Origin of the sequence: Eremococcus coleocola DSM 15696 (genome assembly GCF_000428865.1) — a bacterium.
Taxonomy (GTDB): domain Bacteria; phylum Bacillota; class Bacilli; order Lactobacillales; family Aerococcaceae; genus Eremococcus; species Eremococcus coleocola.
On the sequence record NZ_AUAT01000005.1, the window covers coordinates 35,623 to 53,959 of the forward strand.

The 18,337-nt window shown below is 40.4% G+C and carries 19 protein-coding genes, 2 tRNA genes and 1 other annotated feature; of the genes, 1 reads left to right on the forward strand and 20 read right to left on the reverse strand.

What is annotated here, in order from left to right; translation table 11 throughout:
- Positions 1-877 precede the first annotated feature (877 nt).
- On the reverse strand, positions 878-1,450 hold the full coding sequence (nrdG, locus tag G396_RS0101645) for an anaerobic ribonucleoside-triphosphate reductase activating protein (protein ID WP_006418801.1): 573 nt from the start codon (positions 1,448-1,450) through the stop codon (positions 878-880).
- Positions 1,451-1,464: 14 nt separating this feature from the next.
- On the reverse strand, positions 1,465-3,705 hold the full coding sequence (nrdD, locus tag G396_RS0101650) for an anaerobic ribonucleoside-triphosphate reductase (RefSeq protein WP_028124844.1): 2,241 nt from the start codon (positions 3,703-3,705) through the stop codon (positions 1,465-1,467).
- A 226-nt stretch (positions 3,706-3,931) separates the two neighbouring features.
- On the opposite strand from nrdD, the gene G396_RS0101655 reads away from it, so the two are divergent.
- Positions 3,932-4,339: a PaaI family thioesterase gene (locus G396_RS0101655; RefSeq protein WP_006418980.1), complete on the forward strand. Its 408-nt coding sequence runs from the start codon at positions 3,932-3,934 to the stop codon at positions 4,337-4,339.
- A 135-nt stretch (positions 4,340-4,474) separates the two neighbouring features.
- On the opposite strand, the gene G396_RS0101660 is transcribed toward G396_RS0101655, so the two are convergent.
- From G396_RS0101660 to msrA, 18 genes are all read right to left on the reverse strand, one after another.
- Complete coding sequence (locus G396_RS0101660; RefSeq protein ID WP_028124845.1) at positions 4,475-4,846, reverse strand: DUF956 family protein; 372 nt, start codon at positions 4,844-4,846, stop codon at positions 4,475-4,477.
- A 135-nt stretch (positions 4,847-4,981) separates the two neighbouring features.
- Positions 4,982-5,899, reverse strand: a complete 918-nt coding sequence (locus G396_RS0101665) for a PTS system mannose/fructose/sorbose family transporter subunit IID (protein ID WP_006418927.1) — start codon at positions 5,897-5,899, stop codon at positions 4,982-4,984.
- 14 nt (positions 5,900-5,913) lie between these two features.
- The gene (locus tag G396_RS0101670) at positions 5,914-6,726 is read right to left on the reverse strand and encodes a PTS mannose/fructose/sorbose transporter subunit IIC (RefSeq protein ID WP_006418850.1); all 813 of its coding nucleotides are present in this window, start codon (positions 6,724-6,726) and stop codon (positions 5,914-5,916) included.
- Positions 6,727-6,739: 13 nt separating this feature from the next.
- Complete coding sequence (locus G396_RS0101675; protein ID WP_006418823.1) at positions 6,740-7,732, reverse strand: mannose/fructose/sorbose PTS transporter subunit IIA; 993 nt, start codon at positions 7,730-7,732, stop codon at positions 6,740-6,742.
- A gap of 262 nt (positions 7,733-7,994) precedes the next feature.
- The gene (anmK, locus tag G396_RS0101680; RefSeq protein ID WP_028124846.1) at positions 7,995-9,158 is read right to left on the reverse strand and encodes an anhydro-N-acetylmuramic acid kinase AnmK; all 1,164 of its coding nucleotides are present in this window, start codon (positions 9,156-9,158) and stop codon (positions 7,995-7,997) included.
- An 8-nt stretch (positions 9,159-9,166) separates the two neighbouring features.
- The gene (locus tag G396_RS0101685; protein WP_028124847.1) at positions 9,167-10,003 is read right to left on the reverse strand and encodes a MurR/RpiR family transcriptional regulator; all 837 of its coding nucleotides are present in this window, start codon (positions 10,001-10,003) and stop codon (positions 9,167-9,169) included.
- Between the two features lie 14 nt (positions 10,004-10,017).
- On the reverse strand, positions 10,018-10,914 hold the full coding sequence (locus G396_RS0101690; RefSeq protein WP_028124848.1) for an N-acetylglucosamine kinase: 897 nt from the start codon (positions 10,912-10,914) through the stop codon (positions 10,018-10,020).
- A 2-nt stretch (positions 10,915-10,916) separates the two neighbouring features.
- Positions 10,917-12,008: a DUF871 domain-containing protein gene (locus tag G396_RS0101695; RefSeq protein WP_028124849.1), complete on the reverse strand. Its 1,092-nt coding sequence runs from the start codon at positions 12,006-12,008 to the stop codon at positions 10,917-10,919.
- Between the two features lie 93 nt (positions 12,009-12,101).
- Complete coding sequence (locus G396_RS0101700; RefSeq protein ID WP_028124850.1) at positions 12,102-13,454, reverse strand: PTS sugar transporter subunit IIC; 1,353 nt, start codon at positions 13,452-13,454, stop codon at positions 12,102-12,104.
- Between the two features lie 11 nt (positions 13,455-13,465).
- On the reverse strand, positions 13,466-13,786 hold the full coding sequence (locus G396_RS0101705) for a PTS sugar transporter subunit IIB (RefSeq protein WP_028124851.1): 321 nt from the start codon (positions 13,784-13,786) through the stop codon (positions 13,466-13,468).
- Positions 13,787-13,797: 11 nt separating this feature from the next.
- Positions 13,798-14,118 (reverse strand): hypothetical protein, encoded by a 321-nt coding sequence (locus G396_RS0101710; protein WP_028124852.1) that lies wholly within the window; start codon positions 14,116-14,118, stop codon positions 13,798-13,800.
- Positions 14,111-14,431 (reverse strand): PTS lactose/cellobiose transporter subunit IIA, encoded by a 321-nt coding sequence (locus G396_RS0101715; protein ID WP_248623895.1) that lies wholly within the window; start codon positions 14,429-14,431, stop codon positions 14,111-14,113. The genes G396_RS0101710 and G396_RS0101715 overlap by 8 nt, the downstream gene beginning before the upstream one ends.
- A 13-nt stretch (positions 14,432-14,444) precedes the next feature.
- Positions 14,445-15,347, reverse strand: coding sequence for an N-acetylmuramic acid 6-phosphate etherase (murQ, locus tag G396_RS0101720; RefSeq protein ID WP_006418852.1), 903 nt, complete (start codon positions 15,345-15,347; stop codon positions 14,445-14,447).
- Positions 15,348-15,647: 300 nt separating this feature from the next.
- Positions 15,648-16,112 carry a methylated-DNA--[protein]-cysteine S-methyltransferase gene (locus tag G396_RS0101725; protein WP_006418723.1) on the reverse strand — a complete coding sequence of 155 codons (465 nt, stop codon included), beginning with the start codon at positions 16,110-16,112 and terminating at the stop codon, positions 15,648-15,650.
- Between the two features lie 110 nt (positions 16,113-16,222).
- Positions 16,223-17,083, reverse strand: a complete 861-nt coding sequence (locus G396_RS0101730) for a MetQ/NlpA family ABC transporter substrate-binding protein (protein ID WP_028124854.1) — start codon at positions 17,081-17,083, stop codon at positions 16,223-16,225.
- A 68-nt stretch (positions 17,084-17,151) separates the two neighbouring features.
- Positions 17,152-17,403, reverse strand: a binding site (T-box leader).
- A gap of 138 nt (positions 17,404-17,541) precedes the next feature.
- A tRNA-Thr gene (locus G396_RS0101735) sits at positions 17,542-17,614 on the reverse strand.
- Between the two features lie 32 nt (positions 17,615-17,646).
- A tRNA-Lys gene (locus G396_RS0101740) sits at positions 17,647-17,719 on the reverse strand.
- Positions 17,720-17,798: 79 nt separating this feature from the next.
- Positions 17,799-18,326: a peptide-methionine (S)-S-oxide reductase MsrA gene (gene msrA, locus G396_RS0101745; RefSeq protein WP_028124855.1), complete on the reverse strand. Its 528-nt coding sequence runs from the start codon at positions 18,324-18,326 to the stop codon at positions 17,799-17,801.
- Positions 18,327-18,337 lie beyond the last annotated feature (11 nt).

Sequence of the window (18,337 nt, forward strand, 5' to 3'; positions counted from 1 at the left end):
CAAGGCAAACGTAGGTGAGCCGTGGTTCATTAAAAAGACCTCCTCAAAATTGAGGAGGTCTTTTAGCTTTAGCGAGTTACAGACTCAGTTCCAGGGCAAATGCAGGTTAGCCGTGGTTCCTTGTTAAAACCCTGTTGGGAAAGTCTCTCAATAGAGTCTTTTTATTTTGCTTTACTAACATTATATGAAACGCAGTGAGCTACACGTGCATCAAAATTTACTTATCTCTCTGCTCCAACCTTTTGGGGTCACCATAAGCTTCTTGAAAGGATATTTTTTTAAAGTATTAATTTATCAACCTAATAAATACACTAAAAAGATTAAATCCTATATCATATCTAACTCATAAGATTTTTTAAAATTATAACAATTAATTGATATAACTATATATATTAGTCGTACTTATAATGCCTATCCAAAATTATTATAATAATTATTATTGATACGGAAAAAATAGCATATTATAATATATTCGATCCTAGCGATCATATCCTTAAATGAAAGTAGGTCTTTGCTTTGAATAATGATACATGTCACTCTATCGATTTTGCTTTACTCAGAACAAAAATACTACAAGAATATGGTTCTCTAAGTCAATTTTCTCGCGACACAGATATCAATTATAAGACACTCTATAATATTTTACATCAGAAGCATCTACCTAATCATCACATTGTTACCCGTATAAGTGAAATTCTTGATTTCGATGAAGAAACCTATATTGCAGTCTTTGCACCATACATTCTCAATCGACGAAGTCCTTATCCTAGATTACAAATAATTCCTCTCCCAAAAAAAGATAAAGAAGACTGATTAATATAAGCCAACCAAGTCCCAGCCCACCCCGCTGGCCAACTCGGTTGGCTTTTCAATTTATCTAATAATACGCCTCCCCATTCGCCTGCCGCCACAAGACAACTTCCCCTTGCCGCAAGCTCTCAGGAACATTAATAATCTTTTGATTAGATGACCCCCGAAACTGTAAGCTTAAATCCTTCTTATCAATCTCAAAACGACCATCCACCAAGACATCAATCAAGGATAATAACTCTAACTTATCTTCAGAATCGACCATCAACTCTTGCCAGGTATAACCTGTCCAAGACCAAATATCTTTACTAGCACCAAAGCGGTCACGCACCGCCCGGCATAAAGGAATCAAGACATTGGTATTCAACATGGGTTCACCACCCAGTAAGGTTAAACCCTGACAATAAGGAGCCCCTAAATCATCCAAGATTCGTTCCTGCAACTCCAAGGTATAGGGCCTACCATAATTAAAGTTCTGGGCCACCCGGTTATAACACCCCTTACAAGCAAAGGGACAACCCGACACATAAATAGAACACCGGACGCCTTCGCCATCCACGAAATTATAGGGTTTATAATCAGCAATCTTGCCCATACTGAGTTCACTGGCCAACCATTCTTTTGGTTTAGGATTATTCATAGGCCAGCTCCTTCCTATAGGGTCCGATGATCATCAGCCTCTTTGGCTTTTTGATTTCTTAATTGTGTCACTTGACTAGAAGACATATGTTTTACCCGGGATGAAATTTCTTTATGGCGACCATGCACCATTGGGCGTTTTTGTGGGTTACCTAGATAACCACAGGTCCGTTTAACCACATCACAAGTTTCAGGATTGTGGTTACCACAATGTGGACACTTAAAGCCAAATTCTGTTGGGGTAAAGTCCCCGTCAAAGCCACATTCATAACAATGATCAATTGGTGTATTTGTTCCCAAATAGCCAATCTTATCATAGGCATAATCCCAAACGGCTTCCAAAGCTTTAGGATTTTGCCGCATATTAGGGTATTCACAGTAATGGATAAAGCCACCGCCACAATATTGGGGATAATCTTTTTCAAAATCAATCTTTTCAAAGGGGGTTGGGTTCTTCCGAATATCATAGTGGAAAGAATTGGTATAGTACTCCTTATCGGTAATATCTTTGACCTTCCCAAATAATTCAGTATCCAAACGACAGAAGCGGTCGGTTAAAGATTCGGATGGGGTTGAATAAACGGAGAAATGATAGCCATATTGGTCCCCTAAAGCATCGGCTTTAGCCTTCAACCGTTTCATGATTTCTAAAGTAAAGGCCTTGGCTTTGAGATTATGCTCCCAATCAGGGCCGTAGAAGACCGTTGCCACTTCATAAAGACCAATATAACCTAAAGAAACAGTAGCCCGTTTATTCTTGAAGAGTTCATCCACGGCTTGATCAGGACGGAGCCGTTTGCCAAAGGCCCCATATTGATAAAGAATGGGAGCCATTTCAGGGGTCGCTTCTTTAACCCGTTGGACCCGGTAAACCATAGCATCCGCCACAATATCCAAACGTTCTGCCAATAAGTCCCAGAAAGCGGCTTGGTCATAAGCAGTTTCTAGGGCAATCCGCGGTAAGTTTATGGTAACTACCCCTAAGTTCATCCGGCCATCATTGACTTCATGACATTCTTCATCCTTCCAACCTTGTAAGAAAGAACGACATCCCATCGGCACTTTAAATGACCCGGTAATATCAATAATCTTGTCATACATCAAGACATCTGGATACATCCGCTTGGTGGCACATTCCAAGGCTAATTGCTTCACATCATAGTTAGGGTCTTTAGGGCATAAATTAACCCCATCTTTCAAAGTAAAGACCAGTTTAGGGAAAATAGCCGTCCGTGCTTCCTTACCAATTCCTTTAATCCGGACTTGTAAAATCGCCTTTTGGATTTCACGTTCGATCCAAGAGGTTCCTAAGCCAAAGCCAAGAGTCGTAAATGGCGTTTGGCCTTGTGAAGTATACAAAGTATTAATTTCATACTCTAAAGACTGCATGGCATCATAAATATCTTTTTTGGTCTTAGCTACCGCAAATTCCTCTTGTTTTTCTGGATCGTCAATCCATTCTTGCGCTAATTGACGGTTTTTTTCTAAATTCAGTTGAGCATAAGGAGCCAAGACTTCATCAATCTGGTTAGCTGAGGTTCCACCATACTGACTGGAAGCCACATTGGCAATGATTTGGGCCATTTGGGCGGTTGCCGTTTGAATAGACTTAGGTGTTTCAACCTCCGCATTCCCAATCGTAAAGCCATTTTCGAACATATTCTTAAAATCGATTAAACTACAATTTGACATGGGCATGTAAGGATGATAATCCAAGTCATGGTAGTGAATTTGACCCTTTTGGTGGGCATTAGCCACATGGGGCGGTAACATTTGTAAGCCAATCGCCTTGGCTGTAATCCCAGCGGTTAAGTCGCGCTTGGTATTAAAAACCCGACTATCCTTATTGGCATTTTCATTAACCACGGTCTTATCTTGATCTAATAAAGACTGGATACGGTGATTAATATTCGTGGCATCAGCCCGGGCAAAATCTTGCTTAACCCGGTAGTCAATATAGGCATGAGCCACCTCAGGCATATTTGATTGTAGTAAGTGTTGTTCAACAATACTTTGTATTTCATAAATATTAATATCGCGTGTAAATCGTTCTTGAATCGTCGTCAAAATTTGGGCCACCAAGGCTTCAATCTCGACCAAACGTTGGCTTGATACTTGACCTTCCACTTCAGTGACAGCTTTTTCAATGGCCACTTGAATTTTAGACGCATCAAAGGCAACCTGCCGCTTATCCCGTTTAATCACTTGCATTGAAGCTAAGCCCATGTAAGTTTCTTTTCTATCTAATAATTCCATCTTAGCAAACCCCTATATCTTGTGTTTTTATTTTTTATATAACATATATATTGTGGTTCATCTGGAGAATAATGTCAATACAAGATTGCGTTTTGTTTCACAACTATAAACTTACCTTATACAGGTTTAACACTTTTTTATTGACCATAAAACGCTTACAAGTTACAATAACAATAGTTTCAACTTGTGAACTAAAATTTGATATATTCGAAAGGAGATATGTAATATGGATATTGTTTCACGCGTCCAAGAATCCTTTGACCGTCAGACCTTTTTAAAGAGTATGGGGGCACGATTGGATACTGTTGAGGAAGGAAAAGTTTCAATCTATTTAGAAAAAAATGAAAACTTGACTCAACAAACAGGCTTCCTCCATGCCGGTGTAACCACTTCTATTGCAGATTCGGCCGCTGGGTATGCCGCCCTGACCATGTTACCTGAAGGTTGTGAGGTTCTCAGTATTGAGTTCAAGGTCAATTTGTTACGCCCTGCCGCCAGCGATCGGTTTCTGGCCACCGGTCGAGTGATTAAAGCGGGCAAGCAAGTCTCCGTTGTAGAAGCCGATGTGGTTGATTTAGACTCTGGCAAACAAGTGCTTCAATTCCAGGGGACCATGATTGCGGTTAATCCTTAATTAGTAGGACTCAGTCTTTTAAAGCAGTTATAACCATCATCACTGCGCTAAAACATCTAATATTTAAGTATATAAACGGGACTGGGCATTTTTGCCCAGTCCCGCCCTATTTATTTGCTTATTTTATGCCTTAATTTACTTTTGCCCTCGTTTAAATAAACGTTTCAAAGAAAAAACTGGAACATTACGGACAATTTTCTCATTGCCTAAATAAGTTCGCATAGCTTTCAAACTTTTACCGGCATCCTTCACAATAAAGTTGAAGCTGACACCTTGGTCTGTATCAATAAAGAAGCCTCGAATATAACGGTTGCCAAAGAATAATTGGGCTCTGACTTTTTCAATACTGACCCAAGGAATCTGTAGAAAGGATTCCGGATTACGTTCATTATAGAATTCAAAGGCTTGGTCCCCAATTAAAATATCGCCATGTTTACTGCCAACCCCCCCTGACATAAGATTGGCTTTGGTGTTAAAATCGACCTTTCGGTTAAGAGATTGTACCATTATCATGCTCCTTTACTAAGCTTTATTTTAGCATAGGCCTGGTTTAATTTAAATATCCCTCAATGAAAGAAAACCTCTTGTCATTCTGACCCAAGAAGTCAGACGACAAGAGATTTTGATAGAATAGAGAAGTTTCTAGAAGATACCTACTAAGTGGCCTAAGATACCAATGGCAAATAAACCAAAGATAATAATGATTGGAGAAACATTTTTCTTCAACAACCACATACATGCAAAGGTTAGTAGTAAGGCTGCGAAACCAGGAATTAATTGATCTAAGTTATTTTGGAGGGTCGTTACCTTTTCAGGTGAAATAGACATACCAGAAGCAACTTGACCTAAGATTTCTTGTAATTTACCTCCATCCACGGCACCATCAGGGAACTCAACATAAGCTCCTTCAGATAAAGGCACGCGGGAAACTACCATTGGGAAGTTAATTGAGGTCCAACGTTGTACCAAGATACCCATGATAAACATACCTAAGATAGAAGCACCTTTGGTAATCGTTTGAAGCAACCCACCAGAAAGATCTTTAGTAATTTCAGAACCAGATTTGTAGCCTAATTCTTGGGTATACCATAAAAAGGCCATCCGGATAATGTTCCAAGCAATAAAGAAGAATAAAGGTGCAATAATAGATCCACCGGTTGCTAGAGAAGCGGCAATTGCTCCTAGAATTGGCCGTACGGTAAACCAGAAGACTGGGTCACCAATACCTGCTAGCGGACCCATCATACCGATTTTAACCCCTTGGATGGCTGCATCATCAATATCAGCTCCATTTGCTTTTTCCTCTTCAATCGCTAAGGTTACCCCTAAGATTGGCGAAGCTAAGTATGGGTGAGTATTAAAGAATTCCATGTGACGTTTTAATGCCGCTACTGCATCATCATGTTGTGGATATAATTTCTTTAACGCTGGGATTAAAGCATAAGCCCAACCCCCATTTTGCATCCGTTCGTAATTCCAAGAACCTTGGAGGAATTGAGAACGTAACATAACGCTACGACGGTCTGCTTTAGATAAAGTAATACGTTTTTCTTCAGTCATCTGTCTTTTCCTCCTTAATAATCATTTAAAATATCGCCTAATGGGTCACCTGAGTTAGATGAACCACCGTTACCGCCATCACCTTTATTCTTGCTTAGGTTTAAGTAGATAATTGCCAAGCAGAGACCGATAATACCAGTTGCAATTAGAGTTAATTCATTTAATGGAGCTAAGGCAAAGCCTAAGAAGAAGAAAGGCCATACTTCTCGGGTTGCCATTAAGTTAATAACCATAGCATAACCAACCGCTACGACAAACCCACCACCAATCGTCATACCAGAAGTAAACCATACAGGTAATGAACCTAAAACTGATTGAACCGCAGCAGATGGAATGAAGAGCAAGGCACCTGCAGGTAAAGCAATCCGAAGACCTTGACATGCTAGAGCAATATAATGCCATAAAGACACACCATTAAAATCACCTTTTTCAGCCGCTTTGTCTGCTTGGTGAACAATCACCACAGATAAAGTCCGTACAACCATAGTTAAGACTAAACCAACAGTTGCTAAGGTAATTGCAGCTGCAATGGCCACATTCCGGCCATCAGCTGAGAAGTCGCCCGCTTTAACAAAAATAATAGCAGAAGCCACAGAGGCTAAGGCAGCATCGGGTGCGATTGCCGCACCAATATTAGCCCAACCTAAGGCGATTAATTGTAAAGCGCCCCCTAAGATAATACATTCAGCTAAATGACCAGTAGCTAAGCCAACTAAAGAACAAGCAATAATTGGTTGATGGAATTGGAATTGGTCAAGAACCCCTTCCATCCCAGCTAAAAAGGCCACAATTAAAACTAAGACAATGGATAGTAAATTAAAGTCCATTTTAATCCTCCTTCTAAAGTGCTAAGCCAGAACCAGCTTTATCAGCGATTAATTTGAATAAGTCGCCTGATTTATCTGCTGGAACTTTACGAACATCGAATTTAACGCCGTAGTCTTTTAATTTCTTATAAGTATCCACGTCAGCTTGATCAACGGATAAAACATTATTCAACATGACTTTACCAGTTGAATGGGCCATGGAACCAACATTAATCGTTGGAATCTCAACACCTTTTTCTACCGCTTCTAATGCATCTTGCGGTGTTTCGAACAGAAGCATGGCACGAGTGGCTCCGAAACGAGGGTCCTTATAAACTTGGACCAACTTATCGACCGGAATAACGTGAGCATGCACCCCTGCAGGGGCTGCTTGTTCGATTAGCTTTTTACGTAAATCATCGTGAGCTACACGGTCAGACACCACAATAATCCGGTCTGGATTGGTAGTCTTTGTCCAAGATGTTGCAACTTGACCATGTAAGAGACGAGTATCAATCCGGGCAAGGACAAATTTAATTTGACCATCACCAAGAACAGTGCCTTCTGGAATTTCACCTTCAGCTGTTGTAGCTTGAGCCACTTCTGCTTCTGGGGCAGCCTCAACCACATCAATTGCTTCCGGTCTTACCTTAACTCCTTCGCGCGCTGTCTTAAGAATCGCACTTGCAACTTCATGGGCCGTATTCATACTGAACCGACTGGCATAGGCTTCAATTAACATTGGCAAGTTCAAACCAGCGACAATGGCACGTTTTTCTGTATCTTTTTCAAATAAAATATTGGCTTGATTGAAAGGACTGCCGCCCCATAAATCAACTAAGAACAGAATTTCGTCACCATCTATCCGGTCGATTGCTTCCGACAATTTCTTTTGCAAATCATCGGGTCCTTCATTTGGCATAAAAGTAACTGATTCAACATTTTCTTGTTCACCAAAAATCATTGAACCAGATTGCTTAATGCCATCTGCAAATTCACCGTGACTTGCGATGATAATTCCTACCATCAAATTACCTCCTTTTTTTAAATAATGAAATAAATAATTCCTCTCATATTATAGCACTTCCACTCAGGCAGACAAGTATAATTTTTTCACAATCACTTTCAAGCAAACTTCCTTTAGAACAGGATTTTAATAGAAAAAAAACAAAGACTTGTCTAATTATTTTTAACAAAACTCATGGTTTAAAGGCAAGGATAACCTCCACAAAAAAAGAATAGAAAAGGCATATAAAACATCTATCTTTTCCATTCTTTACCTATAAATTTTATGAAAATTTCTTTGTTTTAGAGAGGTCTAACCACGGTGTAATCTTGCCCAAGATAGCTGGTTGACTGGCTCCCGTTACCGATGGGACATTCGAAGGCCGCCCATGGAAGGTCTGGTTACCTAAAATCACAAAGGCAATGGCTTCTTTAGCTTCAGAAGAATAACCTAAGTCTTCTTGCCGAATAACTTCCACTTTCGGCATTAGCTCTTTAAGATACCGGATTAATTGCGGATTATAAGCACCGCCACCGCTCACAATTAATCGGTCAACTTGAGGCACCGCTGGAATATGTCCATCTAAATGAAAAGCAATACAAGCGGCACTATACCAAGTTACTGTAGCAATAAAATCAAGTGGACTAATTTGAGGGAAAGCATCAATCAATTCTTGCGTGAAGGCTCGACCAAATAGCTCCCGCCCGGTTGATTTAGGTAAGGGGGCTTGCAAATAAGGATGCGCCATGAGATGCTGGGCTAATTCTTCTTGTACTTGACCTTGGCTAGCCCGGTTTCCATCCTTATCATAAGTCTGATTAAATAAAATTTGCATGGCTTCATTAATCACCATATTCCCCGGCCCTGTGTCAAAAGCCACCAGATCCGATAAACGCCCACTCTTAGGTAGAATCGTTACATTCCCAATTCCTCCAATATTTTGTAAGGCTTGAGTCCGACTTGGATCCTGATACAAGACCCATTCAGCATAAGGAACTAAGGGCGCACCGGCACCACCTAAGGCCACATCCATGGGCCTAAAATCACTAATCACGGGACACTGGCACAAGGCCGCAATTTCACTGGCCTCCCCTAATTGCAGGGTATGGCGGATATTATTTTGATTAGACGTATCATGGTAAAGGGTTTGACCATGTGAAGCAATAAAATCTAAGTTTTTACTGTCTAAGTCATTTTGCTGACACACCCTTAAGACTGCTTGACCGAAAACTTGTCCTAATTCAACATTTAACCGACTGATATCAGCCAAGGACACTTGGTCACGATTTAATGCCTGGCTTAGGTTAGCCAAAGTTTGTGGTTCAAAGGCGATAGTATCAAATGCCAGCAGCTTAACCTGGGTCTTTTGGTCAAGACCTTCAATCTCACAGATAGCCACATCGATGCCATCTAAGGATGTCCCTGACATAATCCCTGCAGCAAGCATAAGTCACCTCACTTAATATTATTTACGATTTCCCGACTAGCTAGTAAACTGGCCTTAGTCTCATCTAAATGCCGGGTCACTAATCCATAGTATAAAATATCCGTTATAATCAAGGAAGCAAACCGTGATTGAATGGCACCTAAGCGAATATTACCTTCCTTGGCTGGAATATACAAGGAACAATCAGCCAATTTAGCCAAATAAGAATTCAAATGGAAACCCGTCACGGCAATTATTTTTGCTCCCTTAGCCTTAGCTTGGTCAGCTGCCACTGTCACTGTATTGGTCATACCCGAATAAGAAACCGCCAACAAGACATCATCCTGATTAATATGGGCAAACTGAGCGAGTAGGATATGATGGTCTGGATTATGAATTACTTGTTTGCCCATGCGGGTTAGTTTATGCAAGAAATCTGTCACCACCACACTGGAACCGCCTACCCCAACCATATAGATACGTTGGGCTTGATCTAGCCAAGTAATCGCTTGGTCTAAGTCACTCTGGTTTAACAAGGATAAGGTACCTTGGAGACTTTGCTCCACTAATTGACCCTCTTTTTGAATTAAACTCGTAACCGATTCATTGGCTTCTAGCATATTAGCAGGATCATTCTTTACTTGTTCACTACGAGCGAGTGCTATCTTTAAGTCACGAATGCCACTATAACCTAATTTGCGGGCAAAACGATTCCAGGCTGAAGGAGAAGTACTCGTTAGATGAGCAAGGTCGGCTGAAGATGACTCAACGATTTGATTCGGTTGAGCTAGAATAAAATCAGCTATTCTAACTTCCGTCTCTGTCAACTGATCATAGGATTGTTTAATCCGGTAAATTGTGCTCAACAGCCTCATCCTTCCTAAATTAAATCTTTAGCAATTAAATAAGCACCATATTCAGGCGCTTGTAATGGCGCTTGTAACTGAAATTTCGACGCCAAACTAGTCTGAAAGGCTTGGCGTAAGATGTCTTTACTTTCCCAAAGTCCTCCAACCGTTGAGACAGGACAACCCTGAGGAAAATGACTGGCTAAGGCTTGGACTAATCGTCCCAGTTCTAAACCAGCTTTTTCAAACAGGTCTTGCATATGTGGGTCACCTTCTTTAGCGAGTTTGGCTGCATCTTTAGCGAGTTGAGCAACTTGACTACGATGACCTACAAAATGATCATTACTGTATTTAATTAAATCTAGAGGCTCATTCAACTGAAACTTATCCCATAAGTAGTCATGGAGAATCGTTTTTTCTAGCCGTCCATCCAACTGTTGGCTAAAAAGTTCTAACAAATGCTGGCCAATCCAATAAGAAGAACCTTCATCGCCAAGGAAATATCCCCAACCGCCGGCTCTTAAAATTTCTTGGCCGACTTTGGCATAGGCGATTGACCCTGTACCCGCAATGACAATAATTCCGTCTTGACCACCCAAAGCACCATATAAGGCAATTTCAGCATCACTCACTAAATGATAAGAATAGGGAGACAAAGCCGATGCTGTAACTAATTCAAGTTCCCGCTTCATAACTTGGTTGCCGTAACCAGCTAAACCTAAAGAGATAAATAAATCTTGCGGTGAAATATCTAAATCTTTGATTAAGTTTTGCACGCCTTGATATAAGGTGAGACGGGCCTGATTTTGGCTCACTTGCATTAAATGGCAAGACCCACTTTGAAAGGTTTTTAGGGGAATCCCCATTACATCATAGAGGACAAACTTAGTCTTGGTCCCGCCCCCATCCACTCCAATGATATATTTCATAGCTAAGCTCTTTTCAATTTAAATTTCTGCCATGGTTTGATTTCATCCAAAATAAAAACTTCCTCAGGACGAATATGACCGACCACATTAGATTTACCAGAATTCTGCATGTCCTTCAGCGCAATCTGTAATTCACCGGCATAATGACCGTATTCAGAACTTTCGATGATGACATCGCCCCGTTTAATGGTATCCACGGCGTTAAAAACAGGGAAGTCATAGCCTTTATACTTAACTCGACTTTGGGTGGACCGTAAGAAGTATTGACTTTGATCACCTCGGTTGAAATGAAATTCATCAAAGAGAATCTTACTTTCGATATCACCTAAAGAAGCCACGGGATCTACATCGAGGGTAACCAAAGACAAGTCTAATTGACCCACTGCTTTTAGTTCTTCCTCTGAAGCATAGCAATTAGATATCAGAATATCATCCACCGCATTCATAGCTAAAAGGTGTTTTACTTGTACATCCAAAGGTAAATGACGGTGGCCTTCTAAAGTAGGTAGTCCATCTTCCACCGGCCAGGGACCAAAGCTGTTTTCTACCTGACTGGTCACAAAAGCAGCCGTCCGCAGACCATAGTGTTTGAAACGTTGGCTGGTCCGTTTAAAGAAATCTAGTCCCAAACCAGAATAATTATGGGGATAAAAGTTATGACAACCGTACAATTGATAAGCATTAGGTTGGAAATCCATAATCGTATCAATCGTATGAACATCATTGGACATATTTATTTCGACTTTTAGCCCTTGTGGATTAAAGGTCATCATGGCCTCTTCCACCCCAGAAAAACCGGCATCCAACCGTAATCCATCCGCCCCAATTTCCTTAAAGAAGGACAAATCTTGGTAAGAAATCCCTAATTGACTAAAAATCCGCGGGGCAATATCCACAATCACTTCAAAGCCCTTAGCCTTAGCATAATCATTAATTTCTTTAAAATTAGCTTTTACAAGGTCTACATCACCATCCACTTGTAAGAGGGAGGAAAAGACCCGGCTAAAGCCATATTTGGCGGCTAAGTCCAAATACTCTTTCACTCGTTGTGGTTCACTTTTTTCAGGATAAATTGAAATTCCTAATTTTCGCATAATAAACTCCTTTTTGATAAAAAACGGGTAATGAAAAGAAGAGTCTAGGACTATCTTTTTATACCCGTTCTTACTTCGATTAACTTACTCGGCTTATTCTGCCGTGATATCTTGGCCGGCTTCTTCTTTTAAGAGTTGACGGTCATAAATTTTAACGAATGGATAGTATCCAACAACGGATACAAAAATTAAAACGATACTCAAGATAATGGCTCGCCAGTCGGTACCGGTTGCCAAGAAAGCCCCAATTGGACCAGGCAAGGTCCAAGCTGGACTAGATACCACTGGATTCACCAAACCTAATTTAGTGGCAAACCAAGAAATAACTAATGAAACAAGGGGTACTAAGTTAAATGGGATAATTAAGGTTGGGTTCAAAACTATCGGTAAACCAAAGATAATTGGTTCATTGATATTAAAGATAGCTGGCACAATCGCTGTCCGACCTAAAGTCTTCAAGTATTTAGATTTGGCCATGAAGACTAAGAGAATGGCCAAGCCTAAAGCAGAACCAGCCCCACCAATCCAAACAAACCATTGATAGAAGGGTTCAGCGGCAATATTTGGAATCATTGTTTTATCGGCAAAAGCTTGAATATTTTCATCTAAGAGAATGAGCCAAACTGGACGTACAAGCGAACCTACGATGGAAGCACCGTGGATCCCAAATGACCAGAAGAAGGTAGTCAAGAATACAATCACGATGGCAGATGGCAAGGTATCAGAGGCATGAACTAAAGGTGTAACTATCTTAGCCACAATACCATGCACATCAATGTCTAAGAACATGGTAATTGTTGCAACCACTAAAAGGATAATTGCAGCTGGGGTTAAAGATTCAAAGGACCGCGCCACAGAGGCTGGTACTTGCGGTGGCATTGAAATTTTAAAGCCAGATGTTTGCGTAAGTCGGTAAACTTCAACCGCAAAGAAAGCCGCCAAAATCCCTATGAACATCCCAGCTGAACCTAGGTTTGGCATCGGAATCACTAAGCCAGCTGGCACCTGTGCCACAAAATCAGCTAACTCTTGGTTATTCTCAGCTAATTTAGTAATGCCTTCGGTCACAGCAGGACTCATTTTAGGAATAATAGTTAGTAAGAAGGCTAGTTCAGAAAGAATCCCACCTGAAAGACCATCCAAATCATAAGAGCGTGATAGAGAGAAACCAATGCCAAAGACCGCATAAAGGGTCATGATGTACATAGACATCCGGTAGGGTAAAAGAATCTTAAATTGGTTTTCCATAATAAATTGAGTAAAACCCCACTCGGCCGGTAATGAATTCGGTAAGAAAGCGATAACCATAAACATAGACGAAACAATAATTAAAGGTAAAGTGGCGACGATACCATCCCGGACCGCTCTAAGGTGGCGTTGTTCCGCTAACTTAGCCATCGGGGTTGAAAACTTAGAATCTAGAATATCTGCTAATTTTTCAAACATTGACTTTCCTCCTAATCTAAAATGTCACCGAGTTCATCGGTAATTTGTTTTAATAAGAATTTGCCGCCAATTGGAGTATAACCCTTAGGGGCAACAAGAAGAATTGGCACATTATTTTGATCAGCCAACTCTTTTAAATGATCAAAGCGATGGCGAATTTGTGGAGCGACTAAGGCTAAGACATAATCCTTAGTAATCTCATCTTCAAAGGCTTGACTGGATGCTTCATGAACTTCAACATCCTTACCGGCCGCTTGGGCCGCATCTTGTAACGATTTAGCTGCAATGGCAGATGACATCCCACCCGCACAGGCTAATAATACTTTCTTCATTTGTATCCCTCCTACATAATAATGCCCGCAAAGGCAAAGATAAATAAAATAAAACCACACACTAGACTTGCCGCCCCAACCAACAGATAAAATTGTTTATCTAAGGGCTTTTTTAATACTAATCGGTATTGACTAAATACTGTTCCAAACCCTGCCAAAAGGCCACCTAGGATAACCGTCCACCAATTATAATTTGAGGTGACTTGTTTAAGTGCCAAAGGCACCAGGGTAACCGCTAAAATCAGAAACAGTAACATTAAAAGTGAACTTTGATAAGAAAAACGTGGCAGTTCATTTTTTGCCCTATCTTGTGGCTCAGTGTTTTTAGTCATGTCCTTGCTCCAAGGCATAGAGACGCTTGTTCATCTTGATGATGTTTTCAGCCAAAGATCTAACTTCTAAAGAAGTCATCAAATGGTCTTGGGCATGGACAAATAAGACCGTCACCTCATGGTGTTTACCGGCTGCCTCTTCTTGAATCAAATTGGTTTGAATTTGATGGGCGCCCTTGAGCTCTTCATCAGCTTCAGCCAATAACTTATCGGCAGCTGCAAAATCACCTGCTTCTGACTTAGCAATCGCTTCATAAACCAAGCCTTTGGCGTTCCCTCCCTTAGCAATAATTTCAAAAATAATTAATTCCATATCTTCCATTTTTTCACCTATTTTCTAAAATTAACCGAACATGACCGTCTTTAGCCGCCAATTCAGCTTGGGCTTGGGCCCGATCTACTTGTAATTTATGCATAACCAAGGCTGTCTTAACATGATAATCAGCTGCTTCTAGTAAAGCCTTATAATCTATATCTTCGTGAATCAGGGCTTTTAAAATATTAATGGCCCGCTTTTCAAGTTTCTGGTTGGAGGTTTTTAAGTCTACCATGTAATTCTGGTAGGCCTTACCACTTCTAACCATGGCTGCCGTAGAAATCATATTTAAGACCATTTTCTGCGCAGAACCGGCCTTTAGCCGGGTTGAGCCAGCCAAAACTTCCGGACCTGTAACAACCTCTACGGGGAAATCAACCAAACTTGAAACTTTAGCTCCCGCCACGCAGGAAACTGATCCAGTAGAAGCACCCACTTCTTTAGCATAAGACAGGGCTCCTAGGACAAAGGGGGTTCGGCCACTAGCTGCTATACCAATGACGATATCTTGAGCTGTCATGCCTTTGGCCTGAAGAGCTTCTTGACCTGCTTGGGGACTGTCTTCCACGCCTTCCTTGGCTTTAAAAATCGCTTCCTTGCCCCCGGCAATCACACCTTGGAATAGTTGAGCTGACACTCCAAAAGTAGGCGGACACTCGGAAGCATCTAAAATACCTAACCGTCCAGAGGTACCCGCGCCAACATAAAAGACCCGCCCCCCAGCCTGTAAAGCTTGGTAGGCCGCTTCAGCTAAACGACCTATCTGGTCCTGGGCCTCATGGACCGCATCGATGACAGCCTGGTCTTCCTGATTCATCAGGGCTACGATTTGCTGACTGGTCATTTGATCTAGGTCACGCGAACGCGGATTATTCCCCTCAGTATTCAAACTTTCAATCACTTCATTTTCCATACGCCACCTCTTTTCTTAATAGCGCTTTCAAAGATACTCATACTATACCATACTTTACAATTGATGAAAATAATTTCTTGAAATTTAATAAATAATTTGGAAAATATTTTTAGAAGTCTAATTTACTTTCAGGCTCTTACTCGTAATATAAAAAGAGCTAGGGATACATTATCCCTAGCTCTTTAAGTCTATTTAATTTATTCATTTAACTTGCTTTTACCAAGCTTATGCACCATCAGAAAGTATTAATAATAAAACAAAATCAATTGTGGCTGGACAAGGAAGCCCAGCTCTTCTAGCCTAACATTTACATTTAGGTCCTTCAATGGCTAATAAATCAGATTTCATTTGCACCCCACCAGCATAGCCCTTCAAATCACCATTTGATCCAACCACCCGATGACAAGGAATTAGCATCAATAGCTTATTATCCCGACAAGCAGCACCCACCGCGCGAACAGCATTGGGTTGACCAATTATTTCAGCCACTTCTTGATAAGTCTTTGTTTGGCCGTAGGGAATATCTAATAAAGCAGACCATACTTTCTTTTGGAAGTCTGTTCCGTCTAACAGGTAAGGTAGGTTAAATTCTTTACGTTTTCCTTCCATAAATTCAGATAACTCAATAAAAGCCTGATCAGACAAGGAGCTCGTTTGACTAGAACCATCAAAATTATCAACATTCGCAATGGATAGTATTTGATCCTCTGTGTATTCAATTTGTAATAACCCATACGGAAATGGATAAATAGCAATTTGGTTCATGGTAATCTCCTTAAACTCAATAAAAGTTATCACTATTACTATAACAATTTACGTTGAATAATCAATAAGTTTTCGCAGATTACAGAAATATATTTAAGGTAATTTTGCTTTTATTCTGCCTTTTCTTGAACTTCTTTCACTAAATCCCAAGCCGCAATTGATCCACCTTCGGTAACTTCTTCAATTTTCTTAGCCACATCATCGGTTTGGAAAAGTTCAACAACTTTTTGATATAAGGGATTATCTTTATCTTCTTCCCGCGCTGCAATAATATTCACCCGGTCAACATTTATAGTTTCTGGTGTATCCCCATAAACATAGATGGCATCACTCGGTTTAAAGTTAGATGCTGATAGGAATGAATCATCAATAAAGGCTGCATCCACATCTGGGACAGAAGCTGGAATTTGAGCGCCATCTAATTCAATAATATCTAAATGTTTAGGGTTTTCTTCAATATCAGACACAGTTGGTAATAATTCCCCATTATCCTTTAAGCTAATTAAACCAGCCCTTTCTAAGGTTTGTAAATTATAACCTAGACTAGTTGGCGCAGAGTTCACAGCGATTTTTGCCCCCTCAGGAAGATCATCAAAGGATTGATATTTTTCTGAATAAACCCGAGTTGGTACCGCAACTGTATAACCTATCGTTACGATATGACCATCATTTTCTTTATTCCAATTTTCTAAGAAAACTTCATGTTGGAAGGCATTTAAATCGATTGATCCATCGGTTAGGGCGGTATTTGGAATATTATAGTCAGTTAATAATACGACCTCAATATTAATTCCTTCTTCTTCCTTAGCTTTTTCAGCGACATACTTCCAAATATCTTCGTACAGTTCACCTACCACACCGACTTTAACGGTTTGACCCTCAAATTCTTTATCCGCTGCTTTGACACTGGCAGGCGCAAAAATTGAGACTAAAACAGCTAAACTACAAATAAATGAAATAATTTTTTTCATATTAATCCTTCTTTCTTTATTCTCAACAACAAACAACAAAAAGTGGAAAATAAAAAGAGAGACCCATCCAAAAGGACGAATCTCTCGTGTTACCACCTTTAATTTATTATAACATCACTGTTATAACCTTCTTAAGTACTGCCATCATACATAGATCGCTAATACTCGTATTCAATATCGGGAATACCCGCACACCTTTTACTGCAGCTCAAGGCATGACCTCTCCAAGACCATTTTCGTTTAATTATCACCATCTGTTTCCACCAACCACAGACTCTCTAAAGGTTGCCTTAAACTACTTATCTCTTCAATGAGAAAAATATTAAATTTATGCTTATAAATTTAACGGTTTTTATCATCATTGTCAAGGAAAATTTTCATAAATTTATTTAGGGACTCCAATCTAACTCAAATAAAAAACCCCTTCACTTTTATGAAGAGGTGTTTGTCGTCACTTATGCCAACTGCAGGAATCGAACCTGTGACCTACGCGTTACGAGTGCGTTGCTCTACCTACTGAGCTAAGTTGGCATTCATTTTAAAAGCGTAATATAAAAAGCAAATGAGCTGTACAGGGCTCGAACCTGTGACCCTCTGATTAAAAGTCAGATGCTCTACCAACTGAGCTAACAGCTCTTAAATAATTACGACTCATATATGATAAATTAAAAAGCCTTGTTGGTCAAGGCTTTTTATGATTAATCTATAAACTAGCCTAATCTACCTTATGACGTTCAATAAAGTCAACTCGACCAGACCCTACGGAATAACGTTGGTAATGGGCGCGATTTTTTTGGTAGAAATTTTGATGGTATTCTTCAGCTTCATAAAAAGGCTGGGCTAGTTCAATCGGTACAACAATTGGTTTTTGATAGCGTCCGCTTTGGTCTAAGGCTTCTTTGGAAGCTTGAGCCTGGGCCTTTTGTTCTTCGGTGGTATAGAAGATTACTGGCCGGTAAGAAGAGCCTCGGTCCCCAAATTGACCGTCAGCATCGGTAGGATCCATGCTCGACCAATAAATATCTAACATAGTCTGATAGGAAATTTTTTCTGGATCATAGACAATTTTTACCGCTTCGGTATGGCCTGTTTTACCCGTACAGACTTGTTCATAGGTCGGATTTTCAACATGGCCACCGGTATAACCTGACCGCACCGACTCTACCCCATCCCATTGGTCAAAGGGATGAACCATACACCAAAAACATCCTCCCGCAAAAATTGCAACTTGTTTGTCACTCATCAAATCATCCT

Bases quoted from the DNA above. Each gene is read 5' to 3' on its own strand.
- msrA (WP_028124855.1), bottom strand. From the start codon at position 18,326: ATGAGTGACAAACAAGTTGCAATTTTTGCGGGAGGATGTTTTTGGTGT.
- G396_RS0101670 (WP_006418850.1), bottom strand. From the start codon at position 6,726: ATGGACTTTAATTTACTATCCATTGTCTTAGTTTTAATTGTGGCCTTT.
- nrdG (WP_006418801.1), bottom strand. From the start codon at position 1,450: ATGAATAATCCTAAACCAAAAGAATGGTTGGCCAGTGAACTCAGTATG.
- G396_RS0101665 (WP_006418927.1), bottom strand. From the start codon at position 5,899: ATGACTGAAGAAAAACGTATTACTTTATCTAAAGCAGACCGTCGTAGC.
- nrdD (WP_028124844.1), bottom strand. From the start codon at position 3,705: ATGGAATTATTAGATAGAAAAGAAACTTACATGGGCTTAGCTTCAATG.
- G396_RS0101710 (WP_028124852.1), bottom strand. From the start codon at position 14,118: ATGACTAAAAACACTGAGCCACAAGATAGGGCAAAAAATGAACTGCCA.
- G396_RS0101660 (WP_028124845.1), bottom strand. From the start codon at position 4,846: ATGGTACAATCTCTTAACCGAAAGGTCGATTTTAACACCAAAGCCAAT.
- G396_RS0101715 (WP_248623895.1), bottom strand. From the start codon at position 14,431: ATGGAATTAATTATTTTTGAAATTATTGCTAAGGGAGGGAACGCCAAA.
- G396_RS0101730 (WP_028124854.1), bottom strand. From the start codon at position 17,083: ATGAAAAAAATTATTTCATTTATTTGTAGTTTAGCTGTTTTAGTCTCA.
- G396_RS0101690 (WP_028124848.1), bottom strand. From the start codon at position 10,914: ATGAAATATATCATTGGAGTGGATGGGGGCGGGACCAAGACTAAGTTT.
- G396_RS0101725 (WP_006418723.1), bottom strand. From the start codon at position 16,112: ATGAACCAAATTGCTATTTATCCATTTCCGTATGGGTTATTACAAATT.
- anmK (WP_028124846.1), bottom strand. From the start codon at position 9,158: ATGCTTGCTGCAGGGATTATGTCAGGGACATCCTTAGATGGCATCGAT.
- G396_RS0101695 (WP_028124849.1), bottom strand. From the start codon at position 12,008: ATGCGAAAATTAGGAATTTCAATTTATCCTGAAAAAAGTGAACCACAA.
- G396_RS0101700 (WP_028124850.1), bottom strand. From the start codon at position 13,454: ATGTTTGAAAAATTAGCAGATATTCTAGATTCTAAGTTTTCAACCCCG.
- G396_RS0101705 (WP_028124851.1), bottom strand. From the start codon at position 13,786: ATGAAGAAAGTATTATTAGCCTGTGCGGGTGGGATGTCATCTGCCATT.
- G396_RS0101675 (WP_006418823.1), bottom strand. From the start codon at position 7,732: ATGGTAGGAATTATCATCGCAAGTCACGGTGAATTTGCAGATGGCATT.
- G396_RS0101655 (WP_006418980.1), top strand. From the start codon at position 3,932: ATGGATATTGTTTCACGCGTCCAAGAATCCTTTGACCGTCAGACCTTT.
- murQ (WP_006418852.1), bottom strand. From the start codon at position 15,347: ATGGAAAATGAAGTGATTGAAAGTTTGAATACTGAGGGGAATAATCCG.